General features: G+C 62.2%; 30 protein-coding genes and 1 pseudogene. 17 read left to right on the top strand and 14 right to left on the bottom strand.

Going from position 1 to position 25333, the window contains the following annotated elements; all coding sequences use genetic code 11:
* Window position 1: 1 nt before the first annotated feature.
* The 4 genes from HJC00_RS13110 to HJC00_RS13095 all read left to right on the top strand — a co-directional run bounded on the left by HJC00_RS13110 (window position 2) and on the right by HJC00_RS13095 (window position 3088).
* Window positions 2-562 carry a slr1658 superfamily regulator gene (locus HJC00_RS13110; protein WP_210630856.1) on the top strand — a complete coding sequence of 187 codons (561 nt, stop codon included), beginning with the start codon at window positions 2-4 and terminating at the stop codon, window positions 560-562.
* A gap of 7 nt (window positions 563-569) precedes the next feature.
* Window positions 570-908 (top strand): slr1659 superfamily regulator, encoded by a 339-nt coding sequence (locus HJC00_RS13105; protein WP_210630855.1) that lies wholly within the window; start codon window positions 570-572, stop codon window positions 906-908.
* 423 nt (window positions 909-1331) lie between these two features.
* On the top strand, window positions 1332-2270 hold the full coding sequence (locus tag HJC00_RS13100) for a sialate O-acetylesterase (RefSeq protein WP_221164151.1): 939 nt from the start codon (window positions 1332-1334) through the stop codon (window positions 2268-2270).
* Between the two features lie 173 nt (window positions 2271-2443).
* Window positions 2444-3088 (top strand): hypothetical protein, encoded by a 645-nt coding sequence (locus tag HJC00_RS13095; protein ID WP_221164150.1) that lies wholly within the window; start codon window positions 2444-2446, stop codon window positions 3086-3088.
* Between the two features lie 330 nt (window positions 3089-3418).
* Here HJC00_RS13095 and HJC00_RS13090 read toward each other — a convergent pair whose 3' ends face one another.
* Window positions 3419-4387, bottom strand: coding sequence for a DMT family transporter (locus HJC00_RS13090; protein WP_221164149.1), 969 nt, complete (start codon window positions 4385-4387; stop codon window positions 3419-3421).
* Between the two features lie 318 nt (window positions 4388-4705).
* Here HJC00_RS13090 and HJC00_RS13085 point away from each other — a divergent pair, with 318 nt between their 5' ends.
* Window positions 4706-5620 carry a LysR family transcriptional regulator gene (locus tag HJC00_RS13085; protein ID WP_221122679.1) on the top strand — a complete coding sequence of 305 codons (915 nt, stop codon included), beginning with the start codon at window positions 4706-4708 and terminating at the stop codon, window positions 5618-5620.
* Window positions 5621-5715: 95 nt separating this feature from the next.
* Here the strand turns inward: HJC00_RS13085 and HJC00_RS13080 are convergent, their stop codons facing one another.
* Window positions 5716-5937, bottom strand: coding sequence for a DUF2798 domain-containing protein (locus tag HJC00_RS13080; RefSeq protein ID WP_210630850.1), 222 nt, complete (start codon window positions 5935-5937; stop codon window positions 5716-5718).
* A 405-nt stretch (window positions 5938-6342) separates the two neighbouring features.
* Between HJC00_RS13080 and HJC00_RS13075 the strand changes: the two genes are divergently transcribed.
* Together HJC00_RS13075 and HJC00_RS13070 are read left to right on the top strand one after the other, a co-directional pair.
* A complete protein-coding gene (locus HJC00_RS13075) occupies window positions 6343-6753 on the top strand; it encodes an organic hydroperoxide resistance protein (RefSeq protein WP_221164148.1) in 411 nt (136 codons plus the stop codon).
* 75 nt (window positions 6754-6828) lie between these two features.
* Window positions 6829-7278, top strand: a complete 450-nt coding sequence (locus HJC00_RS13070; RefSeq protein ID WP_221164147.1) for a DUF6130 family protein — start codon at window positions 6829-6831, stop codon at window positions 7276-7278.
* Here HJC00_RS13070 and HJC00_RS32495 read toward each other — a convergent pair.
* Window positions 7278-7388 (bottom strand): annotated as a pseudogene (locus HJC00_RS32495) (dihydrofolate reductase); the annotation flags it as partial. The gene HJC00_RS13070 and the pseudogene HJC00_RS32495 overlap by 1 nt on opposite strands.
* A 49-nt stretch (window positions 7389-7437) precedes the next feature.
* Here HJC00_RS32495 and HJC00_RS13065 point away from each other — a divergent pair.
* From HJC00_RS13065 to HJC00_RS13055, 3 genes are all read left to right on the top strand, one after another.
* The gene (locus tag HJC00_RS13065) at window positions 7438-8040 is read left to right on the top strand and encodes a hypothetical protein (protein ID WP_210630847.1); all 603 of its coding nucleotides are present in this window, start codon (window positions 7438-7440) and stop codon (window positions 8038-8040) included.
* Between the two features lie 361 nt (window positions 8041-8401).
* The gene (locus tag HJC00_RS13060) at window positions 8402-8668 is read left to right on the top strand and encodes a DUF2277 domain-containing protein (RefSeq protein WP_210631600.1); all 267 of its coding nucleotides are present in this window, start codon (window positions 8402-8404) and stop codon (window positions 8666-8668) included.
* A 154-nt stretch (window positions 8669-8822) separates the two neighbouring features.
* Complete coding sequence (locus HJC00_RS13055) at window positions 8823-9209, top strand: cupin domain-containing protein (RefSeq protein WP_210630846.1); 387 nt, start codon at window positions 8823-8825, stop codon at window positions 9207-9209.
* Window positions 9210-9281: 72 nt separating this feature from the next.
* Here HJC00_RS13055 and HJC00_RS13050 read toward each other — a convergent pair whose 3' ends face one another.
* On the bottom strand, window positions 9282-9728 hold the full coding sequence (locus HJC00_RS13050; RefSeq protein WP_210631599.1) for a DUF4168 domain-containing protein: 447 nt from the start codon (window positions 9726-9728) through the stop codon (window positions 9282-9284).
* Here HJC00_RS13050 and HJC00_RS13045 point away from each other — a divergent pair.
* Window positions 9721-9873: a hypothetical protein gene (locus HJC00_RS13045; protein WP_221102478.1), complete on the top strand. Its 153-nt coding sequence runs from the start codon at window positions 9721-9723 to the stop codon at window positions 9871-9873. The two genes, HJC00_RS13050 and HJC00_RS13045, sit on opposite strands and share 8 nt — an antisense overlap.
* Before the next feature lie 29 nt (window positions 9874-9902).
* Here HJC00_RS13045 and HJC00_RS13040 read toward each other — a convergent pair whose 3' ends face one another.
* Window positions 9903-10766, bottom strand: a complete 864-nt coding sequence (locus tag HJC00_RS13040; RefSeq protein ID WP_221153556.1) for a DMT family transporter — start codon at window positions 10764-10766, stop codon at window positions 9903-9905.
* Between the two features lie 181 nt (window positions 10767-10947).
* Between HJC00_RS13040 and HJC00_RS13035 the strand changes: the two genes are divergently transcribed.
* Window positions 10948-12369: a PLP-dependent aminotransferase family protein gene (locus tag HJC00_RS13035; RefSeq protein WP_210630845.1), complete on the top strand. Its 1422-nt coding sequence runs from the start codon at window positions 10948-10950 to the stop codon at window positions 12367-12369.
* A gap of 131 nt (window positions 12370-12500) precedes the next feature.
* Here the strand turns inward: HJC00_RS13035 and HJC00_RS13030 are convergent, their stop codons facing one another.
* From HJC00_RS13030 to HJC00_RS13015, 4 genes are all read right to left on the bottom strand, one after another.
* Window positions 12501-12902: a PleD family two-component system response regulator gene (locus HJC00_RS13030; RefSeq protein ID WP_210630844.1), complete on the bottom strand. Its 402-nt coding sequence runs from the start codon at window positions 12900-12902 to the stop codon at window positions 12501-12503.
* A 10-nt stretch (window positions 12903-12912) separates the two neighbouring features.
* Window positions 12913-14655 carry an ATP-binding protein gene (locus HJC00_RS13025; protein ID WP_221164233.1) on the bottom strand — a complete coding sequence of 581 codons (1743 nt, stop codon included), beginning with the start codon at window positions 14653-14655 and terminating at the stop codon, window positions 12913-12915.
* A 167-nt stretch (window positions 14656-14822) separates the two neighbouring features.
* Entirely contained in the window at window positions 14823-15452 is a 630-nt protein-coding gene (locus HJC00_RS13020) for a PQQ-binding-like beta-propeller repeat protein (protein ID WP_210630843.1), read from the bottom strand.
* 27 nt (window positions 15453-15479) lie between these two features.
* Window positions 15480-16700, bottom strand: coding sequence for a helix-turn-helix domain-containing protein (locus tag HJC00_RS13015; protein WP_221145413.1), 1221 nt, complete (start codon window positions 16698-16700; stop codon window positions 15480-15482).
* Between the two features lie 115 nt (window positions 16701-16815).
* On the opposite strand from HJC00_RS13015, the gene HJC00_RS13010 reads away from it, so the two are divergent.
* The 4 genes from HJC00_RS13010 to HJC00_RS12995 all read left to right on the top strand — a co-directional run bounded on the left by HJC00_RS13010 (window position 16816) and on the right by HJC00_RS12995 (window position 20210).
* On the top strand, window positions 16816-17613 hold the full coding sequence (locus HJC00_RS13010) for a DUF899 family protein (RefSeq protein WP_210630841.1): 798 nt from the start codon (window positions 16816-16818) through the stop codon (window positions 17611-17613).
* 5 nt (window positions 17614-17618) lie between these two features.
* Window positions 17619-17954 (top strand): hypothetical protein, encoded by a 336-nt coding sequence (locus HJC00_RS13005; protein ID WP_221164146.1) that lies wholly within the window; start codon window positions 17619-17621, stop codon window positions 17952-17954.
* Between the two features lie 145 nt (window positions 17955-18099).
* A complete protein-coding gene (locus HJC00_RS13000; protein WP_210630839.1) occupies window positions 18100-19122 on the top strand; it encodes an LLM class flavin-dependent oxidoreductase in 1023 nt (340 codons plus the stop codon).
* A gap of 182 nt (window positions 19123-19304) precedes the next feature.
* On the top strand, window positions 19305-20210 hold the full coding sequence (locus HJC00_RS12995) for a LysR family transcriptional regulator (protein ID WP_221164145.1): 906 nt from the start codon (window positions 19305-19307) through the stop codon (window positions 20208-20210).
* A 14-nt stretch (window positions 20211-20224) separates the two neighbouring features.
* Here the strand turns inward: HJC00_RS12995 and HJC00_RS12990 are convergent, their stop codons facing one another.
* The 3 genes from HJC00_RS12990 to HJC00_RS12980 all read right to left on the bottom strand — a co-directional run bounded on the left by HJC00_RS12990 (window position 20225) and on the right by HJC00_RS12980 (window position 23388).
* Window positions 20225-21457: an MFS transporter gene (locus tag HJC00_RS12990; RefSeq protein WP_221164144.1), complete on the bottom strand. Its 1233-nt coding sequence runs from the start codon at window positions 21455-21457 to the stop codon at window positions 20225-20227.
* Window positions 21454-22104, bottom strand: a complete 651-nt coding sequence (locus HJC00_RS12985; protein WP_210630836.1) for a helix-turn-helix transcriptional regulator — start codon at window positions 22102-22104, stop codon at window positions 21454-21456. The genes HJC00_RS12990 and HJC00_RS12985 overlap by 4 nt, the downstream gene beginning before the upstream one ends.
* A 186-nt stretch (window positions 22105-22290) precedes the next feature.
* Window positions 22291-23388, bottom strand: a complete 1098-nt coding sequence (locus tag HJC00_RS12980) for an adenylate/guanylate cyclase domain-containing protein (protein WP_221164143.1) — start codon at window positions 23386-23388, stop codon at window positions 22291-22293.
* 456 nt (window positions 23389-23844) lie between these two features.
* On the opposite strand from HJC00_RS12980, the gene HJC00_RS12975 reads away from it, so the two are divergent.
* Window positions 23845-24069 (top strand): hypothetical protein, encoded by a 225-nt coding sequence (locus HJC00_RS12975; RefSeq protein ID WP_210630834.1) that lies wholly within the window; start codon window positions 23845-23847, stop codon window positions 24067-24069.
* Between the two features lie 80 nt (window positions 24070-24149).
* Here HJC00_RS12975 and HJC00_RS12970 read toward each other — a convergent pair whose 3' ends face one another.
* A complete protein-coding gene (locus HJC00_RS12970) occupies window positions 24150-24458 on the bottom strand; it encodes a GCG_CRPN prefix-to-repeats domain-containing protein (protein ID WP_221145421.1) in 309 nt (102 codons plus the stop codon).
* Between the two features lie 173 nt (window positions 24459-24631).
* Window positions 24632-25078 carry an SRPBCC domain-containing protein gene (locus tag HJC00_RS12965; protein WP_210630832.1) on the bottom strand — a complete coding sequence of 149 codons (447 nt, stop codon included), beginning with the start codon at window positions 25076-25078 and terminating at the stop codon, window positions 24632-24634.
* Window positions 25079-25333: the final 255 nt, after the last annotated feature.

Raw genomic sequence — 25333 nt, 5'->3', positions numbered from 1 at the left:
CATGGCGCCCAAAATATATGGCATCGAATCTCTGGCGGACATCAGCCTGGGTTCTGGCGCTCGCCTGACATTGAGCGATGGGCCGCTTCAGCTTAGATGGAAGCATTCGGGAATGACTTCGGACTTCCTAGCGAAGATCATGGCGCTGCCCTATTCCCGGTCGAGGAAAGATTATCTGCAGGCGCATCATGATATTGGATACCTCAGCAACGAGCTGATCGAAAATGCAGTCAAATTCCGACAGCCTGGCGAGATCCTCATCGAAGCCGGCATAATCGAAGGAAGCTTTCTGCTCAGGGTGAAGAATGCCATCGACAGCGCGACGTCGTCGCGCTTCCAGCAGCTCCTGCATCGCCTTCAATCGAAGGAACCCGGCGTACTCCTTCTTGAGCAAATCGAAACCAACGCCATATCGCCGGAAAGCGGTTCCGGTTTGGGCCTGCTCACCCTTTTGAGCGATTACGATGCGAGAATGGCATGGACATTCGAAGAGAATAAGGACGAGCATATCATACTGACGACGACTGCAGCTGTGGCGATGCCGCCCTCCTCCAATCTGTGAGCGAAGAATGGAAATCAGCGACGAAAACTTCCGCGTATGGGCGGAAAAAAACGAGGTGTATTTCGACGGCGTCTTCCGCCTGGCAGGCCCGGACGCCTATGCGCCGATCTATTCAATGATAACAGGCCTTCTCCATGAAGGGCACAAACAGGTGACGTTCAACCTGACGGGCCTCGAATTTCTGAATTCCTCGGGCATCAACCTCCTGGCGAAGCTCACCATCGAAGCCAGAAAGATGGGCGACCTCCTGCTTATCGTCAAAGGCACCAATCAACATCCGTGGCAGGCAAAATCCCTCCCGAATCTGAAGAAGCTGCACCCGCTGCTCGACTTGCGCCTGGCGTGATCGACCTTGAGCCGAGGACGACGGAGATTGGGGTTGGCGTCTCGCCAAACTCGGCAGGCCCGCATGCCGCATCTCGGATGACGACCGGTGCTCCGCTCCACGTTTGACCTCACCGCGCCAATCTGTGACCACCCTTCCATGGCCGAGCAAAGGGAACTCGCTCCATGGAATTCATGCCGCATAGCACGATCTTTCACCCATCCGGATGATTGCAATCACTGGTCCGAACTATAGTCTAGGGCAGGTTTTCGGCAACTCCATCGAAATAGTCATCGATTGGGGCTCGATCTTCGCGACGAAGTCTTTTTGAAGAGCATGCCCGAGCAAGCAGATGCGGCTGGTGTAAAGGAACCGTCATGACTGGAGCAGCCTTGGTCGGTCCGTAGGCTCCATGTCGTCGGATGATCTTTAAAGGGTAACGACATGCGCAAAACAATGGCCATCGGCCTGGTTGCCGTGATCGCCATCTATGTTCTCGGCGGCATGAGCGCGAGACATGAGATCTTTCCCTGGCCACAACTTTCCGCGCTGAAGAAAACGATTGCCGGAGAGAAGGCGGCGGCTTCAAGCCGTTATACTTTCGACGACAAGGAACGACTCATCGCAGATGAATCAAAAACCGCTGTGGCCTGCCCCGCTCAAACCGATCGAACTGCTGTCTTGCTCATCCTAGGCCAATCCAACGCAGCCAACTACGGTGGCCAACGGCACCGGTCGGATTATGGCGCTCGCGTTGTAAACGCCTTTGACAAACGGTGCTTCATCGCTGCGTCGCCACTTCTTGGATCGACCAATACCAAGGGGGAGTACTGGACGCTTCTTGGGAACAAATTGATCGGGTCGGGACAAAATGACAGCGTCATTCTCGCACCACTCGCATATTCCGGATCGGAGGTCGCTCGATGGGCGACAGGCGGTGACCTCAATCCTGTGCTGATTGATACAATGAAACAGCTTCAGGATTCCGGTTATAGAATAACGAGCGTCCTCTGGGTGCAAGGAGAGGCGGACCTCGTTCTGGGCACCACTTCGGAGGCCTATCAGAAACATTTCATGTCGATGGTTGACACATTGCGTCAGCACGGCGTCGAAGCCCCCGTTTACATTTCGATCGCATCGAAATGCCTCGAACCGAGCAACGGCGGCTTCAAGGAACATATTCCAGACAATCCTATTGTACGGGCGCAACTAGCCTTGTCAAAAAGCGGCCACGGTATCCGAGAGGGCGCGAATTCTGACGCCTTGCTCGATGGAGACGACCGCTACGACGATTGCCATATCGGGGGCTCAGGCGCGGAGAAAGTGTCGCAGGCCTGGCTGAACCTTTTGCGTGGCGAGAGCCACCTGGAAAGCTCGCGATAGTCTTCCCTGAACCGTTTGCGCGCCTTCGCGAGCTTGGATGTTTCCTTAGGACCATAGCCGGGCCTTTCGCCGGACCTCAGTCCGATGTGCAGCGCGCGATAGCAATCTATCCTTCAAGTCAGATCTCGACGTGCAGTTGCACGCCATCTGGTGGTCTCCTTCGGAGGAAAACGATGCGGATAGCAACCTTAGCGTCCCTGGCCGTGCTTTCGCTGACGCTTGCAGCAAGCCCGGTAACGATTGCGGGGCTCGACATGAGCGCGCTGGCGAAGGACGGCGGAAACGGCGGCGGCAATGGTGGTGGCAATGGTGGTGGCAACGGCGGCGGTAATGGCGGCGGCCACGGAAACGGTGGCGGCCACGACAGCGGTTCAAACCATGGCAACTCCAACTCGTCAGCCGTGAGAGGCAAATCGTCAGAGGCATCGGGCAAGTCCAAATCGGGCAAGTCAGATACCGCAGCCACCAACAAGAAGGAGAAGAACCTTTCAGCACAGCTTGCGGGCCTGAATTCCTTGAAACGGAATTACAGGGCGCTGATGAACACATCGGACCCGCGCATGGCCGCCATCTCGGCCTACGCCGTGGCTTATGCCCAGTATGAAATCGACAACGGCCTCGAGCCCGCGGCCGACGATCCCCTGCTGGGCGATCAGGCGCTGGAGGACGCTTTGGCTTCCGCAACGAAAACCGGTCAGGTCAGCCCGGCGGTCCTGGATCAAGCCAAGACCATTCTCGGGGTTGGCGATGCCGACGGCAAGATTGATCAAATCCGCACCTCGCTGGAAAACGCCGCGTCGGCGGCGCCAGACGAATAGCCACATGGCGAGATGTGAGAGGTGCGAAGCCGACTCTGGTAAGCTTCGCACCGAACTACGAGAGCATTTCCGTTTCTGTTTGCGTCCGGAAATGCTCTATTTTTTTGCCAATTTTCCGGCGGCCCAAGCCTTCCTTATCAGTCATTCCGCGTCTGCCGCCAGATCTGCGAAGACATGGTTCGCATAGTCAGAGATGGACCCCACCCCTGCACTTCCGCCGATATGATCCTGCGCCACACAAGTTCAGCATCTTACTGTTCGCCAGCCCACCCGGATAGCGGGCCCGAGCGCCGGACGACCTAGACCATCACTTGTCTTGCGTGCGGCATGTCACTCTTGCGCAAGCAATGTCCTTCCTGATGTACACCGAAATTCATAGAAAATTCGCACGGATAGAACAACGCCCGCGATGAGGACGACAATCCCAGCGCTTTCGATCGGGGTCGGCCAACGAGCATGTACGACAAGTCCACCGATCACACCGAAGGCCGTTTCCGAGACGATCAATTGCGCAGCCAAGGCAACCGGCAGGCTCCGCGACGCAATGTTCCAGGCCCAGACGCCGCCTACGGTTGCCAGCAGCGCGAAAGAAGCGCCCCAAACATACAAGCTGCCGGCGGCACTCCAACCGAATCCCAGCGTTGGAAGCCGGAAGAGGTCCAGCGCGGCGCCGAAGGGGTAGAAGGCCAGCATCAGGATGCCACCTCCCACCAATATCAACGCAGCCCACACACCGGAGGGCATTTCCGGCCGGGCCGCCAGTGCAGCCTGATTGGCAAGAGCGAACCAGACCCAAAGTCCCACGGCGGCCAGCGCCAGTGGCACGCCAACCCAAAATGATCGCACCGAATTCAATCCTTCGGCCGTAAGTGCCGTGCCGTTGACGAGAGCAAGGCCGGCCAGCACCAGCGCCAGAGGCATCATGAGAGATCGCCATGGCAATGATCCCTGACGCTTGTTACCAACGACCATCAATACGATCGGCACCAGGCCGAGAAAGGCAGGAGCGATGACCGGACCGGCAAAGACGGCCGCGCCCGTCACAGTCAGGAAGTAGCCGACATATCCGATGAAAGCGAGCCAGATTGCATTCAGCCAGTTGCGAGGTGTCAGGTGGCGCAGGACACCCTTCTCGGAAAACAGGATGTAAAGTCCGACCAGCGCCGAGACACCATGACGGACGAGGGCGAAATCAAAGGTGGAATAGTCGCCGATGATCAAGGGCACGATGAAGTTGAGCGAAAAGGCAAAAGCCGCAAAGAGAGCGGCCGACACGCCAACATAGAAGATTCTGTCCATGACGATTACTCCTTCTGAAGTTGCGTCACCGAGCCGTTGATCTCCGTGACACCGACGGTGTCTATCGGCAGTCAGCGAAACCCTTGATCGGATGGGAGAAATGTACTGGCCGGGAGCCCTGGCCGGCAGCCGGTGAAATTGAGAACCACCTTCTCAATGCTCATCCACCGGATCGTGAAGCGGTTCCGCATCGGCGAGACCGTTTGAACGACAAGAGGCTACCCGGGTGATGATGAGGGGTGCGCCCGCGGCCATTGCTGTTCATCAGAACCGATTTCCCATATCCTCAAGATCGAGGCTTTCACTCGTCGGGGTGTTATGGATCGGCTTGATGCAATGCGGGTTCTGCTTGCAGTGGTTGACGCCGGCAGCTTGTCGGCGGGCAGCCGGAAGCTGAACGCGCCGCTGCCGAGCGTCAGCCGCAAGGTTGCCGATCTGGAGCGATATCTCGGCGCAAACCTCATCATCCGGACAAGCCGCAACCTGCAGCTCACCGATGCCGGTCGCGACTATGTCGATGCGGCGCGCAGGATCATTGCCGATCTCGAGGAGGTCGAACGCAGGGCCTCAGGCGAATATCAGACGCCGCGGGGACTGCTGACCATCACGATGCCGATCGAGTTTGGCCACCGCTACGTTCTGCCGATCGCGCTCGATTTCATGAACAAGCATCCCGAAGTGACCTTGAACCTTCTGTCCCTCGACCGCTCTGTTCATCTGGTCAACGAACAGGTCGACGTCGCGATCCGACTTGGCGAGTTGGCCGACAGTTCGCTCTATGCGGTCAAGGCCGGCGAGTTCCGCCTGTTGACCTGCGCAAGCCCGGCCTACCTGGAGCGGCATGGCACGCCCCAGCATCCGACCGAGCTCACCGATCACGACGGCATCATGTTCAACGACAGGTCCTTCTTCTGGAATTTCGAGATCGAGGGGAAGCCGGTCGAGGCGATGCCACGGAGCCGGATCGAGGTGAACACCGCGGCCAACTGCGTCGCCGCCGCGTGCAATGGAGCCGGGATCGCCCGCCTCTTCGACTATCAAGTTCCCGAGGAGCTGTCTTCGGGAATGCTCGTGCAGATCTTGAAGGACTATGACGGCGGGCCCAAGCCGATCCACATCGTTTATTCCCGTCAGGGCCTGCTTGCCCTCAAGCTGCGCGCCTTCATCGACTGGATTCTGCCGCGGCTTCGCGCGGCCTGCAGCAGATATGGCGATGCGCCGTCACCGGAATGAAGTGCGCACTTCCCCGACCGTCCGCGCCCGATCCTGGAGGTGCCGATAATCGCCAAGCATGGTCATTGTCATGGCGGTCGCTGAGACTCAATTCGTCAGCGAACGATGCGGTCCACCTGCGCCTGAAGGTGTGGGCCAATCAGCAGGATGGCGGGAATGACGATGAGATAGGCGATGCTCCACGAGCGCAGCCACGTCAGCACGAATTCCTCGGAAAAACCCAGATTGAGCGCGAGCAGTGTGAAAGAGATGATCCCTGTCGTTACGATGCCCATCGACAGGGCGAAGGCGACCTTGCGTTTGAAAAGCGTGTTCATGTCCGTCTCCTGGCTGCATGAGAGATCAAGACCGCCTCGGCAGGTCTCAATCCCGGTTAGCACTTCGAAGATCGCGCAATGCCGGCACCGGCGGTAGCGGGGAAACCTGAGAGGCAGCCTCTTGAGTTCGGCAAGTTCCGAACGACGGCGAACCCTCGGCGGTTGGAAGCGATATGCCCCCGCAACGCGCTGCTTTCGACATCCTCCACAGCGCTGCGGCTTCGCAACCTGGTGCAGGACTGAGCGAAAACGAGAGGCTTGCTCTCACGCCTGCTCGCTACCGGGCAAGTCTTGCCGAGCTCATATTCCCGTCATCGCCGCCCGGGACCCTGCTGGGCCGTGGCGGCGCCTGAGACACCAGCAGTGTGCTGTCCCACCGGCTGAAATCGAACAAGGAGCATCCAAATGTCGAAAGTCATCTACACCGGCACCGCCAACACCACCGGCGGACGCGACGGCGCATCCCGCACTTCCGACGGTCGCCTCGATGTGAAACTCTCCCCGCCCGGTTCCTCGGCTCCAGGCACCAATCCCGAACAGCTCTTCGCCGCCGCCTGGTCCGCCTGTTTCCTCGGTGCGATCGGAAGAGCGGCTGCCGAACGCCAGCTTCGCATCCCCGCCGATGCTGCCGTCAATGCCGAGATCGACCTCGTCTCGAACGATGACGGCGGCTATGTCCTGCAGGCGCGACTGAACGCGAAGTTGCCGGGCATCGAGACTGACATCGCCAAGTCCCTGGTCGAGCGCGCTCACCAGCTCTGCCCCTACTCCAAGGCCACACGCGGCAACATCGCCGTCGAACTCAACGCCGCCTGATCGGCCTCAACTCAGCGTCGCGCCGGTGTCCCGACGATGTCGGTCACGACAGGCGCGTCTACAAAGGATTATGTCATGACCACGGTCGCAAGAGCCCTCGCAACAGCAGCCTTCCTGCTCGCCGGCACATCCCTCCACGCACAGGCGCCGCATCAGGCGGCGACGCAGTTCCTTCCGATCAAGAACGAAGCCGCGCCCAAGCTCTTCGTGGATCAGCCCCTTGCAGAACCGCTGGCCACCAGAGGCGTGGCCATCATTCCCTATAGAACCGAGAACTTCCGCATCCTGCCCATTTTCGGCGCCAGCGCGACCGATGTCTCGCCTCGGGCCGGACACCTTCATGTCAGCATCGACGACCTGCCATGGCGGTGGGCCGATGCGGGCGGCACCGGCGCCATCGTCCTGACCGGCCTGCCGCCGGGCGAACACAAGGTGCTCATCGAACTTGCCACTCCAGTGCACGAAGTGCTGGGCGGAAAGCCTGTGAAATTTACCGTACCGCCGGTCGGCGGCGCGCAACGTTAGGGCTCGCCCTGCCCCACCACGGCCGGGTGCAAGTAGATCCGATACTCGTCGATCAGACCAAGTTCGGTCAGGATGTGGACGAACTCCGGGCCAGCGACGTCGATCTCCCCAATTTCACCCAAGCACGGTGGTAGCGGACTTGGATGAGCGGAATCTGGGATGTCGATCTTGCTAAGAAGTTTGTCGTTACTGGTTGGAATAACATTGGCGGTGCCAGCCTTTGGCGATTGCTTAACCGCCAGTGAGACCAAACAGGGCGTGCTGCTGACCAGAGAAGCGCCTTTCTATTCCGTATTCTACAAGCCCGACGGCCCGGGTCTCACCGAACAGCGGCTGATGGAGCGCGACGGCTCACTGCAGCCGGTGTCGGCCGTATATGTGCACCCCTTGCTCGTCGAAAAGAGAGTGAGTGCCAGCGGCACGCATGAGCTGAAATACGCGAACGCGATTGCGTTGGACGATCTACCACAGAAGAAGGCCTGGCAATCCGGCACCACGCTTTTCATCAATGGCAAAAAAACTGATTCGGGCACGACTTTTATACGGTTCGACGGCTTGGGAGAGGAAACAATTGCATCTTGTTCCTACAAAGTTTGGGCCATTAACAGCCGTCTGAAACTGACGGAATTGCCTCCGATCATTTTCGAACAATACTATTCCCCCGAGCTTCATCTCGTTCTTCGTTCGGTGAGGCTGAGCCCCTCCAACCAACCGTTGAGCGAGGTTCGATTTGATCGGTTCCAAATCGGCTGGGGCAACTAGAGATATCGTGTCCCCTCTATCTTCCCAGAAAGCCCGCTGGGCGCACTCTCCCTGCCTATCACTCCGTCGTCGCGAGTCGATGGCGACTGGCGGCTGTGCCCTTTCCCTATCCGGCAGTTTGGTCGAATTGTCCTCACTCCGAACATCTCGTCATCGACGGAGAGTTTCGATGCGGAGGCCCGGAGCCTCCTCCCACTCCATCACAAGTGGCGGCACTCAAGCGGCGTCCGGTCGTGGATCCCTGAACTCGTTCAGATCGGCGCGCCATCTCCCACGCCTCGTTGCAATTCGCGCTCACGCGACTACCTTTCGTGCGAGGCCACTTTCCCCAGTGGCAAAGAGAACATCACGCGAGCAAGCCATGTGCCGAAACATAAAACCACTGTTCAACTTCGATCCGCCTGCAACGGACGAAGAGATTCATGATGCCGCGCTCCAGTTCGTGCGCAAGCTCAGCGGAGCGACCAAGCCGTCGAAGCGCAATGAGGCCGCGTTCGAACGCGCGGTCAGTTCGATCGCAGCATGCGCCCGTGAATTGCTCGATTCGTTGGAGACGTCTCAGCCGCCTCGCGATCGCGAGGAAGTAGCGGCGAAGGCGCGTGCGAAATCCGCGATGCGGTTCGCGTAAAAAAGGGTCCCGTTCTTACGGGAAGCCTCAGCCGGGCTGCGGATACATTCGCTTACAAAAATGCCGGTTTCCCGACACATGCCCGGTTCAATCATCGACTGAAATGGCGATGCGGCCGATTCGCTGCAATGGTCAATTCAGGAAGGATGACACGATGAAAATGATCCAGGCGATACCGCTCGCCCTTCTCCTTGGCGGCGCGGCGATAGCGCATGCGGAACAGCCGCTGCAGCGCACCGACCTCGTCAGAAGCGATATCGATGTACCCGGCCACGAGGCCGTTCAGGTGCGCGTCGATTTCGCCCCCGGCGTTCTCGCGCCGAAGCATGCGCATCCGGGCGAAGAAATCGCCTTCGTTATCGAGGGCACGCTGGAATATCGGCTCGACGGGCAGGAGCCGGTAACGCTGAAGGCCGGCCAATCGCTGTTCATTCCCTCCGGCGTCGTGCATTCGGCCAGAAACGTCGGCAGCGGCAAGGCTTCGGAGCTGGCGACCTACATCGTCCGTAAGGGCGAAGCGCTGGTCGTGCCCGCCAACTGAGGCCGCGTCAGGATTGGGGCGGGCGCGGGAAGCACTCGCCGCGTGGACCCGCGCCTTGGCTCCAGTTTAAGCCTATTGCTGCGGCTGCGCCGGCGGCGGGGTGCCGATCTTGTCCAGAACCTTCTTAGCGAGCGCCGGGTCGCTCTGCGCTGCCGTCAGGATCGACGAATATTCCTCGACGGAGATGTCGTTGGAGGCCTGGACGGTGTCGACCATCTGCTTCTTGGCTTCTTCCTGCAGCTTTTGCTTCGCAGCTTGGTCCTTGGTCGCGTCGATCTTGGCCGAATATTCCTGCCTGACCTTGTCGACCTGCACGTAGGCAACGGCAAAGGCCTCGAGTTTCTGATCACTGACAGGGGCAGCCGCACCGGTACCACCCTGTCCTTGCATCGGCGCCTGCCCCTGTGCCGGCGGCTGCTGTTGCGCCTGGGCAAGCTCGGTCGCGGATGCCGGGCTGAGAGCAAGCAGACTGAACACCGCGGCTGTCATCGTTGCGAGGGATGTGTAACGAGTGATCATTTTCATTCCTTTTCCGGTGATTTGGACGGCAGCAAAGACCGCCTCGGTCGATCGCTCAGCCGCTGGAAAGGCTGGCGAGGTCACGACGATGAAGCCCGGAAAAGGGCTCGGTGCGGCGGTAAAGGGGCCATTTTCTGACGATTGAGCGGCAGCTTTGTGGCCCCAGCTCAACTATTACCGCGCGAACCTGCGCGCCCCCATTACGCAGAAAATGACAGCCACCGTCACCGCGAGCATCGCCCAGGTGACCGGTTCGTGCAGCAGCGTGGCGGCGAGCGCCAGGCCGAAGAAGGGCTGGAGCAGTTGCAGTTGGCCGACGGCGGCGATGCCGCCTTGCGAGAGGCCGCGATACCAGAAGATGAAACCGATCAGCATCGAGAACAGCGAGACATAGGCAAGGCCGATGAGCGCCGGCGTTCCAATGTCGGCGAAACTTTCCGGCCGGTAGACGAACGCGACTGCAATCATGATTGGCAGCGAAAGGACCAGCGCCCAGGAAATCACCTGCCAGCCGCCGAGCGTGCGCGACAGCCGGCCGCCCTCGGCATAACCGAGGCCGCAGGCGACGATTGCCGCGAGCATCAGCAGGTCGCCGACCGGCGAGGCCGTCAGACCTTGCGTCAGGGCAAAGCCCGCCACCAGCGCGCTGCCGAGGATGGAGAACAGCCAGAAGGCCGGCTTCGGCCGTTCGCCGCCGCGGATGACGCCGAAGGTCGCCGTTGCCAGCGGCAGCAGACCGACGAAGACGATCGAATGGGCTGACGTCACATGCTGCAGCGCCAGCGCCGTCAGCAGTGGAAAGCCCGCCACGACGCCAAGCGCGACCACGGCAAGCGAGATGATATCGCGCCCGGCCGGCCGCTTCTCACGAAAGACGATCAGCAGGCAGAGCGCCAGCACCCCGGCGATCGCCGCGCGCGCAACAGTCAGGAAGACCGGATCGAACTGCGCCACCGCCACGCGCGTCGCCGGCAGCGAGCCGCTGAAGATCACCACACCAATCAAACCATTGACCCATCCTGCCGTCATGCGCTCCATCATGCGTTCCCTTCCCAGATGCATGTCGTCGAAACCCTGCGGCCTTGAGAGAACGGCATGCATAAACAATAACCTGAGGCGCGTTAGCTGAATCGAATTCACAAGAACGGGCCGTCCAGCCTTATCCGCCAAAACCGATAGCCACGACAGTGACGGTCTGATACGGTTTCGCAAAACTGTTATGGTTCAAAAGGCAGTACGGATGAACGAAAAGATAGCGGGACGCACCCGCGTCGAGATGGTGATGGCGACGATCCGGCAGCGCATCGCCGGGCGCAGCCTGACGCCGGGGGCAAGGCTGCCTTCGGTGCGGAGCCTGGCGTCCAGCATGAAGCTCTCGACTTCGACCGTCGTCGACGCCTATGAGCGCCTGGCCGCCGAGGGCGCGATCATCTCACGGCCGGGTTCCGGCTTCTATGTCGCCAACCAGGCGGCCCCCTTCGCACTGGCCGAGGCCGGGCCGAAACTCGACCGCGCCGTCGATCCCTTGTGGATTTCGCGGCAATCGCTGGAGTCCGATGAAGCCGATCTCAAACCCGGCTGTGGCTGGCTGCCGTCCTCCTGGCTGCCTGGCGAGGGCATGCGCCGGGCGCTCCGAACGCTTGCGCGCGCCGAGGGACCGGCCCTTGCCGATTACGGCTCGCCGCTCGGCCTGCGGCCGCTGCGCCAGCTGATTTCGCGGCGCATGGGCGAGCGCGGCATCGAGGCTTCGCCGGCTCAGATCCTGCTCGCCGAGTCCAGCACGCAGGCGATCGACTTGCTCTGCCGTTTCCTGCTCGAACCCGGCGACACGGTGCTGGTCGACGATCCCTGCTACTTCAACTTCCACGCATTGCTGCGCGCCCACCGGGCGAAGATCGTCGGTGTGCCCTACACATCGTCAGGCCCCGATGTCGAACTCTTCGCGCAGACGCTCGCCGAACATCGGCCGCGGCTCTACATCACCAACTCGGCCATCCACAATCCGACCGGCGCGACACTCTCCCCCGTCACAGCCCACCGGGTCCTGAAACTCGCCGACCAGTTCGATCTCACCATCATCGAGGACGATATCTTCGCAGATTTCGAATATTCGGTCGCGCCTCGCCTCGCCGCCTTTGACGGGCTCGAGCGCGTCATCCATATCGGCAGCTTTTCGAAGACGCTTTCGGCCTCTGCCCGCTGCGGCTTCATCGTCGCCAGGCCCGAATGGATCGAGGGCCTCACCGACCTCAAGATCGCCACCTCCTTCGGCGGCGCCCGGATGACGGCCGAGCTGGTGCTCAAGGTCTTGAGCGACGGCGGTTACCGCAAACACATGGAAATGCTCAGGCAGCGGCTGGCGCGCGCCATGACCGAGGTCACCGCTCGTCTGAAGGGCTTCGGGATAAAACCCTGGCTGGAGCCCCAGGCCGGCATGTTCCTCTGGTGCCGCCTGCCCGATGACATCGACGCAGCTGATGTGGCGCGAGCGGCGTTGGAAAAGCGGATCGTGCTGGCGCCGGGCAATGCGTTCAGCCTGTCGCAATCGGCGACGAATTTCATGCGCTTCAATGTGTCGCAGACGCTGGATGAGAGAGTATTTGCGGTATTGGGGGATGTGTTGGGAAAGGCCGCGCGATAAAGCTACAGCACATCCCTCGGAAAAACCGCGAAGACATCAGAGCGACCGAAAGGTCATGCGTGAGACACCCCCTCTGGCCTGCCGGTAGAATCAGCCAACGATTTCGGACGCGCTGGTCTCACCCCACCCAATCAAAACGACCGATTGAGCGCCTTATCGTTCTCCAGCCGCGTCACGCAGCCCTCCAGCTTGGCGAGCAGCAGGTCGAAGTCGAGCGGCTTCGTCAGATAATCCGCAGCACCGGCCCGCAGGCCGGCGAGCGTGTTTTCCCGGTCTGTCAGCGCCGTCAGCATGATGAAGGGAATGTTGGAGAGCTCCGGGTGATTGATCTGGATTTCCGCCAGAAGCTGATGCCCATCCATAACAGGCATGGAAATGTCGCTGATGACGATATCAGGCCATTTCGACAGGATCATTTCCAGGCCCTCTGCGCCGTTCGAGGCCTGGAGCGTCCTGTAGCCGGCTTCGCTCAACTCTTCGACGAGGAGATTCCGGATCTCGACTTCGTCTTCTATGCACAGGACTGTAACCATAAGCTCTTCCTTAAGCTGCGACTTGTTGATCCGACAATAGAAACTCTATTGGCAGAGAGATGGTGAATGTTGTGCCTTTGCCAAGCTCACTCGTCACCTCGACGGTGCCGCCGTGCAGCTCGATGACCTGCTTGACGACGTTCAGGCCAATGCCGGTTCCGGCAATACCCGTCGCGCTGCGGGCGCGATAATAAGGTTGAAACAGTTTCGGCAGATCATCCGCATCCATGCCGATGCCGCTATCGGCAACGGCGATTTCCACCATTTTCTCTTCAACCCGAGCGTGAACATAAATGTCAGGCTGATCGGGCGAATATTTGACGGCGTTCGACATCAGATTGATGAAGACCTGTTCCATCGCGCTTCGATCGAAGGTCAATACGTCAGGTATGAGTTCGAGATCGAGATGGAAGACATGCGAAGGGCTGAGTTCGCGCTGCCGATCACAGCAGGCGACGAGCAAGGCTTTCAGATCACCTTCGCTCCTCTTCAGTATGATCTGTCCGGTTTCGAGCCGGCCGCTCGCAAGGATGCTCTCCATGAGATCGACCATGCGCACCACCGCGCTGCGGATCACTCCGGCTTTTTCGTGAACATACTCGCCGCTGACGTTGGTCGTCGAGCGGCAGAGCCGCTGGGCGGCCGCATCGATGATGGCAAGCGGCGTTCGAAATTCGTGCGAGGCCATAGCAACGAACTGGCGCTGCAGCGCATTCACCTGGCGTTCGTGCACCAGCAGGCGGTCCAGCTCCTGCCTTTGTCTTTCGATTTTGGCTGTTCGGTCCGCCACCATCTCTTCCAGATGGTGGCGGTGGTGGGTGAGTTCGGCCTGGCTGTCCAGCAGGGTCAGCGAGGTGCGACGCAGTCCTCGTCCGAGCCAGAACACCGCGGCGATCAACAGAGCCAGACAGCCGAGCCCTGCCGGCGCGATCTGCTGGAGCAGCATGAAGCCCGGGCGGATCGGCTGCCACACGAGATAGCCGATCACCCCGCCGTCATAGGACGAGACAGGCACTTGCGCCCGCTCGTCGTCTCCCTTCGAAAGGGAAAAATGCAATCCTTCGAGCCGCGCATAATGGGCAATGCTTTCAGCCGCTTTTCCGTCGATGAACTTGACCGAGACGGCGATGAACTCCTGACCCGCTTCGATCTGCATCCTTGTCGAACTCGGCATAACAGGGCGCGCGCTTGTTATCGCCGGTCTGTTGCCGATCATGATCGTGCGTACCCTGGCCAGCTGGCCAAGCGGTTCGCCACCGCTTCTTTTGCGCTCGACGAGAGCCGCCCGCGTCTCGCCGGCCAGCGCCGTCATTTCCTCGCTGTCGTCGCTGCCGAGGCGCGGCGGCATGGTGTCCGTTCCGTCGCGGAACGCAAACAGCAGGCGATTGGTATTGTCGAAGATGTAGGTTCTATCGTGTCCGAAATATTGGCTCGTCCAGCGGCCGACATTGTCAAGCAACCATTCATGGTTCCGCTGCTTGGAATAAAGAAAGGCGTCGTCCCATTTCGTGACGCTTTCCTGTTCCCGGGGAAGCGCCTTGAACTGCTCATCCAATCCTTGTCGCACAAAGTCGGCCTGGCGGCGCAAGTAGAGATCATCGACGTTCACGGCGGCAATCCATGCGAATCCGCACAGCAATACGGCCGCCGCACAGGTGAGCGCCACCAGGACGAGCGTGATGTGCGATGTGAGCCTGACCTTCAATACTTGCAACCTTTTGATGGCGCCCCTTCCCTCGAAATTGACACGCAAAAGTTGACGGACGGTGAATTGCTCCCCGCAGGTATTTGCGTGGCCGGAGCCGCCGGCACCCACGAGAGCCTAAGCCTGAGGTGCCCCGCAAGGGGCGCCGAAGGGCGAGGCGGGTGCGCTGACGCCGGCTTCTTGCAATGAGCAGCCCCACCCTGGCGGCGCAGCCCTCACGGCCGGCGCACAGCGCGGATCTTGCCGCTATTGCCTCCGCCACAGAAGAAGCAGCCGCCGCCGTCGGATTCGAGGCCGGAGACGCCAGTGCCTTCGGGCATGTCGAGCCGCTCCAGCACCTCGCCGGACTCGGGGTCGATGCGCCTGACATCGCTGTCGTCGCCCTCCCAGGTGCCGTGCCAGAGCTGGCCGTCGACCCAGGTGACGCCTGTCACGACGCGGTTGGATTCGATCGTGCGCAGGATCTTGCCGGTCTCAGGATCGATCTGATGGATCCTGCGGCCGCGATGCTGGCCGACCCAGAGCGTGCCCTCGGCCCAGGCAAGGCCGGAATCGCCGCCATTGCCGGGGGCCGGGATGGTGGAAAGAATCTGGCCGGTCTTCGGGTCGATCTTGTGAATGACGTCCTCGGCAATCTGATAGAGGAACTCGCCGTCGAAAGCCGTGCCGGCGTGAGAGGCGACTTCGATCGACCGCACCACTTCGCCGCTGTCGGGATCGAGTGCGTTCAGCCTGTCGCCCGAGGCGAACCAGACATGCCGGCCGTCGAAGGTGACGCCGTGAACGCGCTCCGCACCCGGAAAGGGTCCATATTCACGCAGAATGGTCGCAGCCGATGTCTTCATGTCTTCCTCCTTGTCGGTTGACCCATACTAGTCGCTCGGCAGCGGTCCCGGGAGTAACAAGATCGTCGGGAAAGAGGAGAGCGGCGGGCTCATCCAGCGGCGCGCCCGCCCGCGTCCGATCGCTTGCACCTTCTCCTCGCCGGCGAGCGCATCCAGCGCCCGCTGCACGGTGCGCGGACTGGTGCCGAGCGCGATTGCCAACGCCGAACTCGACCACGCTTCGCCATCGGCGAGCAAGGCGAGCACCGCCGCATGCGGCCCTTCGACGAGCGGGGCAAGCACTGCAACCTCAGCGGCGCCGGCAGGGGAAAGGGTAAAACCGCGCTCGGTAGCCGAGACTTCCGCCAGCCCGGCTAATTCCGTCCGCAGCCGGCCGATCTCGACGCGCAGCCGGGCGCGATGCGATTCATCGGCATGCTTGCCGCGGAAGGCGCGTGCGATCAGCGCCCCGCGCGACACATCCGCCGGCCAGGCTTCGGCAAGCGCACGAGCGAGGGCGAAAAGCACCGGCCGGCTCGCCAGCGGCACCACCGCACTGCCCGCGCGCACGACATGGCGGCAGGCATCGACGACGAGCGTGCCATTTGAAAAGAGCGCCTCCACCTCGGCAAGCAGCAGCGGCCGTTCATGCCCACGCGAAACCAGGCGCGCCGCCGGCAGATCGAGCACATGTCCAGCGGTCTCGACCTCCGCCGTGAGCACGGGCATGTCGGCCCGCCGCGCCGCAAGCCTTGCCCGTTCGAGCGCCGCGCGCGCCGGCTGCGTCCGCAAGCGCCGGACCGCGATCCCAGCCGCGACAAGCTCATGGGCGGCCAGCAAGGCCGGCGGCAGCGGCGTCGGGTCGAGCGCGGCCAGCGCCTGCTCGGCCTCGTCGAGCCGGCCGATCAGCACCATCAGGCGAATGGCGATATTGCCGGCATGGGCGGCGTTGACCCGGTCGCCATGCGCTTCCAGAACCTTGCGCGCCCCCTCCAGCACCTTCGGCGGCCAGGTGAGATCGCGCGATACGAGCGCGATCTCGGCCTCGGCGACGACACAGCGGGCGCGGGCCACCGCCTCCCGCGGTCCGAATGCGCGCGCAGCGCTCTTCAGCAGCGCCTTGGCGCGGATGAGGTCACCGAGCTGCGCCATGGCGATGCCGCGCAGCGCCAGCGCAGGCGCATCGTCGCGCAGCGCCACCCGTTTCAGCGCGCCAAGCGTATCGCCCGATGCCAGCGCCTGCGCCGCGGCCGTAATCAGCGAGTCCATTCAAATCCCGTCACACTTGTCACTCCCGGCATTTGTCCCTCCCGCCGTAATCTTCTTTCAACGGCAGGCAAGCGCGCCGGATGCTACGACGAGAGACAGGCAAAGGAGAAGACCCATGACGGCAATGCTGAACGCAACTCGCGAGCAATGGCTGGCGGCGAGACTTGATCTGCTCGAGGAGGAAAAGGAACTGACCCGGCGAAGCGATGCGCTGGCGGCCAAACGCCAGCAATTGCCCCGTGTGAGGATCGGCAAGGACTACCACTTCGACACCGAAGGCGGCGGTGCTTCGCTGAAGGATCTCTTCGGCGGGCGTTCGCAGCTCCTGATCTATCATTTCATGTTCGGGCCGGATTACAGCGCCGGATGCCCCTCCTGCTCCTCGATCGCCGACGGCTTCAACGGTTTCTTCGTCCACCTGGAAAATCACGACGTCGCCTTCTGGGCGGTCTCGCGCGCGCCGCTTGCAAAGCTTGAGGCCTTCAAGCGGCGCATGGACTGGAGCTTTCCCTGGGCCTCGTCAGCCGGCAGCGATTTCAACGCCGATTTCAGCGTCTGGTTCAGCCCGGAGCAGCAGCGTCTCGGCGAGATCGAATACAACTACCGTCGCGAACCGCCCGCCCCCGAACCGCCGGCGGGCAAGACCGTGCCGGACTGGCAGTCGCGCGGCAGCGACGAACCCATCGTCCAGATCGCGTCCATGACCGGCACCGACGTTCCCACCTACACCCGCGACCGCCCCGGCGTCAGCGCTTTCGAACTCATCGATGGCGGCGTCTACCACAGCTATTCCAGTTATGCGCGCGGACTCGACGGGCTCTGGGGCGTGTACCAATGGCTGGACCGCGCGCCGAAGGGCCGCAACGAAACCGGCATCTGGTGGCGCCACCACGACCGCTACGGCAAGGAGTGACAACAATGGCGCTCTTCTCTCACGCCTCAAAACGGGCTGACGACGTCAGCCCCTCCCTCGGCACCGCGAGTTGGCTGTCGATCGCCGCCGCTGACGGACCCGCCGACGAGCCGGTCAAGCCCGCTCTCGCCGCCGCCGATTTTCTGTCTCTCGCCGCCGCCCCAACATTTGCGATCATGGCGCTGCTGACGGCAGTAACCGGCAGCGCCGACACGATCTGCACGACTACATCGGATGCCTTCCCGATCGGCGGGATGGTGCCGATGTACCTGCTGATGAGCGCCTTTCACCTGGCTCCCTGGCTGGGGCTTGCCAGCAGGCTGGGGCTGGGGTGCAGATGACGGTTCGGCGCCTCTGACATTGCTTCGCGTCCCGCTTGAGCAAACGCCTCCGGGAAAGCGCGCCGTTCTCTCTGGTTGTGATTGTCTTACGCACCGAAACTATGCCATGACCGATCCACTATGACGCAACGGATAAAGGTGCGACATGAAGAAGATCGGTTTTCTCTCGTTCGGGCACTGGACGCCCTCGCTTCAATCGCAGACGCGCTCGGCGGGCGATGCGCTGCTGCAGTCGATCGACCTTGCCGTGGCGGCCGAGGAGCTCGGCGCCGATGGTGCCTATTTCCGCGTGCACCATTTCGCCAGGCAGCTCGCAGCGCCTTTTCCGCTGCTGGCGGCCGTCGGCGCCAGGACCAACCGGATCGAAATCGGCACGGCCGTGATCGACATGCGCTACGAGAACCCGCTCTATATGGCCGAGGATGCCGGTGCTGCCGATCTCATCGCCGGGGGGCGGCTGCAACTCGGCATCAGCCGGGGCTCGCCCGAACAGGTGATCGACGGCTGGCGCCATTTCGGCTATGCGCCGCCGGAAGGTCAGAGCGAGGCCGACATGGCCAGGCATCATGCCGAAGTCTTCCTTGAGGTGCTGCGCGGCGAAGGCTTCGCCAAACCGAACCCGCGGCCGATGTTTCCGAATCCACCCGGCCTCCTGCGTCTCGAGCCGCATTCGGAAGGCCTGCGCGAGCGTATCTGGTGGGGGGCGAGCTCCAACGCCACCGCCGTCTGGGCCGCCAAGCTCGGCATGAACCTGCAGAGCTCAACACTGAAGGACGACGAAACCGGCGAGCCGTTCCACGTCCAGCAGGCCGACCAGATCCGCGCCTATCGTGAAGCCTGGAAGGCGGCCGGCCATACACGCGAACCGCGCGTTTCGGTCAGCCGCAGCATCTTCGCGCTCGTCGACGAACGTGACCGCGCCTATTTCGGCTTTGGCGGCGACGAAGGCGACAAGATCGGCTTCATCGACGAGAAGACCCGGGCGATCTTCGGCCGCAGCTACGCCGCCGAACCTGACGTGCTCATCAAGCAGCTTGCGGAAGACGAGGCGATTGCCGAGGCCGACACGCTGCTGCTCACCGTGCCAAACCAGCTCGGCGTCGCCTACAACGCCCACGTCATCGAAGCGATCCTCACCCACGTCGCTCCGGCGCTCGGCTGGCGCTGACAGCGAGGCTTGCGCGAGCCTTCAATAGAAGCGGTGGTGATGAGAAACGGCAGCTGTCGTCGGCCGCCATCATTTCGATGCACCCGGGACCTAACTGGCGCGGTCGACGTTGATGATGCGAGCCTTGAATCTGTCACATCGCGACCGACTTAAGGCTGCAGTCAAATCGCTCGAGTTGCCTAATGCCGCGCACGAACCTGAACGATATCCTGATCTTCATGGCCGTCGTCGATGCCGGAAGCTTTATCGCCGGCGGCCAGGCCATGGGCCTCTCCCGTTCGGCAGCGGGAAAGGCCGTCACCCGCCTGGAAGAGCGGCTCGGGGCGCGCCTGCTCAACCGGACAACGAGAACACTGAGCCTGACCGACGAAGGACGACTGTTCTACGAGCACGGGCTGCAGATCCTGGCATCGGTCGACGAGGCGGAGGCGAGCATTGCGGGGCAAAGCGGCACGCCGCGAGGCGTTCTCAGGCTTGCCGTTCCCGGTCTCTTCGGACGGCTCGTCGTCCTTCCCTTACTCGAAAAATATCTTCGCACCTGGCCCGACATGCAGGTCGAAGTGAACTTCACCGATCGCCCGGCCGACAACGTCGAAGATGGCTTCGATCTGGCGATCGGGATTGGCGCGACGCCATCGGCGGCCGACAGCCGGTTGATCGCGCGCGTGATCTCCAGTGACAAGGCGCGGCTCTGTGCCTCGCCCTCCTACCTCTCCGAACGCGGCATGCCTCGCGATATAGGGGATCTGGCGGCCCATGACTGCCTGTTCTTCACCAGCCGCGGCCAAAGGCAGGGCTGGCGCTTTCGCAGTGGTGGCGGCTGGATCAAGGCGCAGGGGCGCAGCCGCCTGAGGCTCGACAGCGGAGAAGCCGTTCGTGACGCCTGCATGGCCGGCCTCGGAATCGCCCTTCTTCCGCACTTCGTTGTCGCCGCCGAGTTGACCGCCGGTCGTCTCCGGCAGGTCCTGTCTGACCTCGAAACCGACGACACGAAGATCGTGGCGCTCTATCCCGACAAAGGCATGCTGGAGCCGCGAGTGCGCTGCTTCATCGATCTGTTGTTCGAGGAAATCGGAGGGCAAGGCTAGGGCCTGCGCGGGGCTCATGCCACGGCCTTGTCAAAACCGCGAAAGCTCTTGAGCGCCAGCGGAAAGAGGGTCGCAGCGAGGTAAGCGAGGCCGCAAAGGAGCAACGCCGCGCCAAGCCCGATCGTGCTGATCAGCGCGCCACCGACGAGGCCGCCGAAGGGGATGAGGGCAAAGCAGAGAGCGGTATTCATCGCCGTGACGCGGCCGGTCAGCGGTTTGGGGATGCGCTCGAAGATCACCGCCGACAGGATAGGGTTGAGGAAACCGGAGGCAAAGCCTGCGATTGCGAGCGTCGCAAAGACGGAGCCGAGCGGCGCATCCACCGCGAGCACCAGAAAGCGTGGACATCCGGTCAGGAGGAAAGCCACGGTATAGACGATCAGACGCGGCATGCGCTCGCCAATAACAGCGGCAATCGCCGCCCCCGCGACGGAAGCGCCGCAGAAGGCGGCGAACATCGCTCCGAGCAGCTCCGGCCCATGACCGGCGTTCTTCGTCCAGACGGGCAGCAGCACGGCGTGATAGGCTTGATCGAGCAGATTGGTGATCGCCACCATGGTGACAATACTGACGAGCACGGCATCGCTGCGCAGAAAGCGCCAGCCTCCCCGGAGATCGTCGAGATAGGATGAAGCTGGCCGCGCGTCGGACGCGGCGAGGATCGCAGGAGTGCGGCGGATGCCCGGTATGCCAGTCGCAATGATTACGGTGGCCGCGGCAAAGGTGGCGGCGTTGACGATGAGCGCCTGCCCCGGGCCGATCAGCCCGATCAGCAAGCCGGCGCCGGCCGCGCCCATCGTCGAGGCCAGCCGCTCGATGGCGCTGGAGACGCCGGTCACCCGTTCGAGCGGCACATCGGCGAGAGCGGCGATATCGGGAACCATCGCCTGCTTGGCGGCGTCGGAGGGACCACGCAGCACACCCATGGCAAAGACAAGAGGCAGCAGCATCGGCACCGTCAACACGCCGAAGAGATCGAGAAGCGGAACGAGACCCACCACAGCCATGGAAGCGGCGTCGCAGATGATGGCGATGCGCTTGGCGCCGACCCGGTCGATCAGCGGCCCGCCGAGCGCTTTGGCGAGCACGTAAGGCAGCATCTCTATCATCGCCGTCAACCCGGTCAGCACCGGGCTGCCGGTGGCGCTCAGCACCAGCCAGGGAACGGCGACAGTCGAAAGCCGGGTGCCGGACAGCGATAGCGTCTCGGCGGCGGCGAGCGCGAGAAACGGCTTGCCCCTTCTCACGGCTCGTTATCCCGCTCGCGGTGCGGAACACGGCCTGGATAGGGGAAGGCGTGCAACATGACATAGAAGGGAACGATGTCAGGATTGCGAGACGCCGCCTCCCCCAACGGCGGGGCCTCCCGCATCGCTTCGAGAATGATATCGCTCAGCCGTTTCGTCAGGGCTTCGGCCTTTTCAGCGGTCATCGGGATGATGATGTCGTCGGCGGCCGTCGCCTTGCGCCATTTGGCCGGCAGCTCCGCATATTCCTCAAGCGCCTGCTGCATCTGGCCAACCTGCAGCGAGAGCGCCGCCTGATTGAAGGCGACATCGAGATCGAGCGCCTCCCCCTGCGTCTCGCTTGCGGGCACCGAGGTCAGCTCATGGCGCGCGCGCCACCAACGGTCGCGTCGTGAGCCATGCGGCGCCTCCTCGATGAAGCCATATTGGGCAAGCTGGCGCAGATGATAGCTGGTCGCGCCGCTGTTCAGGCCGAGCCGCGCGGCGAGCTGCGTCGCCGTGGCGGGGCCGTCGATCCTCAGCATGCCGAGCATGCGCAGGCGGACGGGGTGCGCCAGCGCCTTCAGTGCGGTGGGTTCGGGCACGACCCGGCTGACGGTCCGGGAGATGGCGGCATCTGGGGAGGGTCGGGGATTGTACTCATTCATGACCCAAGGATACAATCGCAAACATATCTTTGCAAATATTTCTTTGCAGACCTTTTCCGAAGGAGATTCGAAAACGATCTTCAGCGATGGCCAGGCTTGATCACACGCCTACGAGAATGATTCTTCTGCGCGGTTTGTGGGAAAACATGCCATGGCAGGTGAAGGCGGACAGCCCGATCTCAGGGTTCAAACCCCAGCCAAAGTGAAGATGGCGCAGGGCTCGGCGATGCCGCGCAGGGCATGCTCGCCGAGCGGCGTCAGCGCGGCCTCGGTATTCGCCGCCACGGCACCTGAGATCAGAACGCCGTGGCCGAGCGGCTTGCAGAGCCCTTCCAGCCGGCTGACCAGATTGACCGCCGGGCCGATGGCGGTGAAGTCAAGCCGGTCGGCGGCGCCGATATTGCCCCAGAGGATTTCGCCGAAATGCAGGGCGGCGCCGAAGGGCAGCGGCGCCAGCCCCTCAGCCTCGCGCATCCGATCGAGATGGATCATGCCGGCGCGGCTGGCGGCGACGGCCCGAAGCGCCGCCTCGCAGGCTTCTCGATCAGCCCGGGCCTCGTCACCGGAAGCGGCGGTGACGGGAAAGATCGCCAGCACGCCGTCGCCGATGAATTTCAGCACCTCGCCGCCGAAGGCGTGCACGGCGCCGGCGACGCGGTCGAAATAGGCGTCGAGCGCTGATATCATCGCCTGCGGCTCCGTCACCTGGGAAAGTGCGGTGAAATCCCGCAAATCGGCGCAGAGAAGAGCGGCGCGAATGGTTTCGCCGGTGCCGCGGGCAAGTGCACCGGACTGAACCCGAGCCGCACTGCGCCGGCCGAGATAGGCTTCAAGCAGTGCCGCCCGCGCCTCCCGCGCCGCAAGGGCCGTAAGCGGCGCGGCGGCAAAACGCGCGATCTCCTGCAGCCGCGCGGCTTCATCAGGAGAAAATTCGTCCGCCCCCGTCCTCCTGCCGACGCCCGCCCAGCCGAGCACAGCGCCGTCCCGCGAAGCTCCAATGCTCTCCTCCCAAACCGGCCCAAGCCCGGCCAGCCATTCGCGCCCGGCATCGCTTTGAGGTGCGGCGGCAAAACCCAACGCCTCGATGACGGCTCCGGTTTCGGCTCGCCACAGCCAGGTACGGCGCGCGATGATCGGATGCGGCACCGAAAGTGTCAGCGCGCCGCCGGAAAGCGCCAAGCCATCGGCCAGCAGCCGGCGCCCGAGCTCGGCCAGAAACCGTTCGGGACCGGGCGAAGCCGCAGCCTCGTCAATCAGCCAGGCAAGAGAGGAAGGCAGATCCATGGGTTAACATTGGCATTGCAACAGGACGTGGGCAACCCCGAGACATCAGCCCACGGACACTCCCGCGGCCTCTGAGGTGGTCTCCGGTATCCGCCTGTTGGCAACCAAAACCCCCGACGTCATCCTCGTCCTTGTGCCGAGGATCTGCGACGATCCAATTATGCATCTGAAAATAAACGGTTTTCGTTCAAACAACTGCCCTGGTCAGATACTCGGCACAAGGCCGGGCATGACGGAGGAGACTTTGTCGGCAACTGAGGACACCTCAGGTGTCCGGGGGATTTCCTTTCGGCACTTGCGCCAGCCGGGTCCCTCCGCACCCCTGTCAACCCCACCGTCCAACAACTCTGTGGAAAACCATTCACCACGGTGGAAAACAACCCAATAAACACTTTTAAATTGCGCGACATTGATTCGATTATGTGCCAGCCTGTCATTAGCGATTGAGGGGTTGCGATGGGCACGACATACTGGCCGAAAGACCCGCTTGACGGGAATGACATGACGCTGCTGACGTCGATCCTTCGACGCTGGTGCGAGCGCTATGGGATCGACTTTACAGCCGAGGAAAGCAAGCGGAAGGCGAAGGAACTCGTGGAATGGTTCGAGTTCGGCGTCAAGGATCCGGCCGAGCTTGAAGAGCTGATCGACGGAAAGCACTGGCTCGTCAGCCGCATTTGAGCGCATTCGTTATTTCAACGGATAAAGGCCGGGCGAAACATCGCACCGGCCCTCGTTTGTCTGCCTCTGTCAAAGGCTTTTTAGTAGTCATCCCGCCAGCGGCGTTCGCGGTCCCAGCGCCGCTCATAGCCCCAGCGCGGGCTATCCCAATCGCGATGACGCCGCTCCCAGCCCCAGCGGGGCGGACCGCCATAGAAAGCTACAGGCGGCGGGCGGTGCCAGTTGCGCCGGCATTCGCCCCAGCGGGTCAGGTGCCAACCGCGACCACAGGCGTAGTCGACCTTTGTGACAGTGCTCTCAACCTTGATTGCCCCGATCGGCATCGCCTGAGCCGTGCCGATCGAGAGGCTGCCAGCGAGCAAGGCAGCCGCGATAGAAAGTGCCTTCATCGAAAACTCCATTTCATCCAGCCGCAATCACCTTAGGACCGCCAAATTGAACTGGAGATGAACTGTACGTTCATGTTTGCGGACGAAAAAGCAGCACTTTTTTGACCGCGGCAAACCGTTCTTCCCGTAGCGTCAAGCGCTTGAGGGGCGTCCCGCCGCCTGCCGAAAACCGTTCATCTCCTGCCGTAAAATGGATCTGGACCGGGGTTGCGCCCGGCGGCGACCTCGGTGAGCCGTCCGAGGTAATGCGCCCAGCCTTCCTCGTGGCCAGCGCACTGCTCCGCACTCGGCAGGCCGCTATGGGTGAGCCGCAAAAGCGTCCCGCCTCCCTGTTCGATCAGGTCGATCTCGACCAGACTCGACCCGGGCGGCACCACCTCGCTGCCGTCCCAGCCGAAGCTGTAGGCAAGCCGATGCACCGGCACCACCTCGCGAAACGAGCCGCGCGCAAAACGGGCGCCGGTGACGTTGACGAGATAGAGCCCGCCGGGCTCCGGCTCGACCTCGGCCTCCGTCCCCATCCAGCGCAGGATCTTCTCCGGATCGGTCATCAGCGCAAACACCGCCGCCGGCGGCGCTGCAAGATGCGTCTCGCGGCGCACGACGAAAGATTCTGGCATCGCTCTCTCCCATGGTTGCTGCTCTACCCCTCAGTGAGGCGGAGCAGCATGCTTTTTCGACATGGATATTCCTCAGCAGAAGCATGTAGGCGGAAGGGCGTGCTCAACAAGGGTGGTGGAGCATGTGCCCTTCGCTGACGCTCAGCGCATTCGCTCCCATCGTCGCTCACCCCCTCATCTGCCCTGACGGGCTTCTTTTCCCCGCTGGGGCGAAGGGGAAGCAAGCCTCACGGTGACCATACCTACCGCAAACAT

The organism is Rhizobium sp. NLR22b (assembly GCF_019685295.1).
In the GTDB taxonomy this organism is placed as follows: domain Bacteria; phylum Pseudomonadota; class Alphaproteobacteria; order Rhizobiales; family Rhizobiaceae; genus Rhizobium.
Note: the sequence above shows the minus strand (reverse complement) of the source record. Positions and strands in the feature narration are given on the sequence as shown.

Excerpts from the sequence above, each read along its gene's own strand:
- HJC00_RS13070 (WP_221164147.1), top strand. The coding sequence starts at position 6,829 with ATGACCACGGTCGCAAGAGCCCTCGCAACAGCAGCCTTCCTGCTCGCC.
- HJC00_RS13015 (WP_221145413.1), bottom strand. The coding sequence starts at position 16,700 with ATGGACTCGCTGATTACGGCCGCGGCGCAGGCGCTGGCATCGGGCGAT.
- HJC00_RS13030 (WP_210630844.1), bottom strand. The coding sequence starts at position 12,902 with ATGGTTACAGTCCTGTGCATAGAAGACGAAGTCGAGATCCGGAATCTC.
- HJC00_RS13080 (WP_210630850.1), bottom strand. The coding sequence starts at position 5,937 with ATGAACACGCTTTTCAAACGCAAGGTCGCCTTCGCCCTGTCGATGGGC.
- HJC00_RS13110 (WP_210630856.1), top strand. The coding sequence starts at position 2 with ATGGCGCCCAAAATATATGGCATCGAATCTCTGGCGGACATCAGCCTG.
- HJC00_RS12980 (WP_221164143.1), bottom strand. The coding sequence starts at position 23,388 with ATGGATCTGCCTTCCTCTCTTGCCTGGCTGATTGACGAGGCTGCGGCT.
- HJC00_RS13105 (WP_210630855.1), top strand. The coding sequence starts at position 570 with ATGGAAATCAGCGACGAAAACTTCCGCGTATGGGCGGAAAAAAACGAG.
- HJC00_RS13055 (WP_210630846.1), top strand. The coding sequence starts at position 8,823 with ATGAAAATGATCCAGGCGATACCGCTCGCCCTTCTCCTTGGCGGCGCG.
- HJC00_RS12985 (WP_210630836.1), bottom strand. The coding sequence starts at position 22,104 with ATGAATGAGTACAATCCCCGACCCTCCCCAGATGCCGCCATCTCCCGG.
- HJC00_RS13010 (WP_210630841.1), top strand. The coding sequence starts at position 16,816 with ATGACGGCAATGCTGAACGCAACTCGCGAGCAATGGCTGGCGGCGAGA.
- HJC00_RS13065 (WP_210630847.1), top strand. The coding sequence starts at position 7,438 with ATGTCGATCTTGCTAAGAAGTTTGTCGTTACTGGTTGGAATAACATTG.
- HJC00_RS13050 (WP_210631599.1), bottom strand. The coding sequence starts at position 9,728 with ATGATCACTCGTTACACATCCCTCGCAACGATGACAGCCGCGGTGTTC.
- HJC00_RS13100 (WP_221164151.1), top strand. The coding sequence starts at position 1,332 with ATGCGCAAAACAATGGCCATCGGCCTGGTTGCCGTGATCGCCATCTAT.
- HJC00_RS13005 (WP_221164146.1), top strand. The coding sequence starts at position 17,619 with ATGGCGCTCTTCTCTCACGCCTCAAAACGGGCTGACGACGTCAGCCCC.
- HJC00_RS13020 (WP_210630843.1), bottom strand. The coding sequence starts at position 15,452 with ATGAAGACATCGGCTGCGACCATTCTGCGTGAATATGGACCCTTTCCG.
- HJC00_RS13000 (WP_210630839.1), top strand. The coding sequence starts at position 18,100 with ATGAAGAAGATCGGTTTTCTCTCGTTCGGGCACTGGACGCCCTCGCTT.
- HJC00_RS13075 (WP_221164148.1), top strand. The coding sequence starts at position 6,343 with ATGTCGAAAGTCATCTACACCGGCACCGCCAACACCACCGGCGGACGC.
- HJC00_RS13095 (WP_221164150.1), top strand. The coding sequence starts at position 2,444 with ATGCGGATAGCAACCTTAGCGTCCCTGGCCGTGCTTTCGCTGACGCTT.
- HJC00_RS13040 (WP_221153556.1), bottom strand. The coding sequence starts at position 10,766 with ATGGAGCGCATGACGGCAGGATGGGTCAATGGTTTGATTGGTGTGGTG.
- HJC00_RS12995 (WP_221164145.1), top strand. The coding sequence starts at position 19,305 with ATGCCGCGCACGAACCTGAACGATATCCTGATCTTCATGGCCGTCGTC.
- HJC00_RS13035 (WP_210630845.1), top strand. The coding sequence starts at position 10,948 with ATGGTTCAAAAGGCAGTACGGATGAACGAAAAGATAGCGGGACGCACC.
- HJC00_RS13060 (WP_210631600.1), top strand. The coding sequence starts at position 8,402 with ATGTGCCGAAACATAAAACCACTGTTCAACTTCGATCCGCCTGCAACG.
- HJC00_RS12970 (WP_221145421.1), bottom strand. The coding sequence starts at position 24,458 with ATGAAGGCACTTTCTATCGCGGCTGCCTTGCTCGCTGGCAGCCTCTCG.
- HJC00_RS13090 (WP_221164149.1), bottom strand. The coding sequence starts at position 4,387 with ATGGACAGAATCTTCTATGTTGGCGTGTCGGCCGCTCTCTTTGCGGCT.
- HJC00_RS13085 (WP_221122679.1), top strand. The coding sequence starts at position 4,706 with ATGGATCGGCTTGATGCAATGCGGGTTCTGCTTGCAGTGGTTGACGCC.
- HJC00_RS12975 (WP_210630834.1), top strand. The coding sequence starts at position 23,845 with ATGGGCACGACATACTGGCCGAAAGACCCGCTTGACGGGAATGACATG.
- HJC00_RS12965 (WP_210630832.1), bottom strand. The coding sequence starts at position 25,078 with ATGCCAGAATCTTTCGTCGTGCGCCGCGAGACGCATCTTGCAGCGCCG.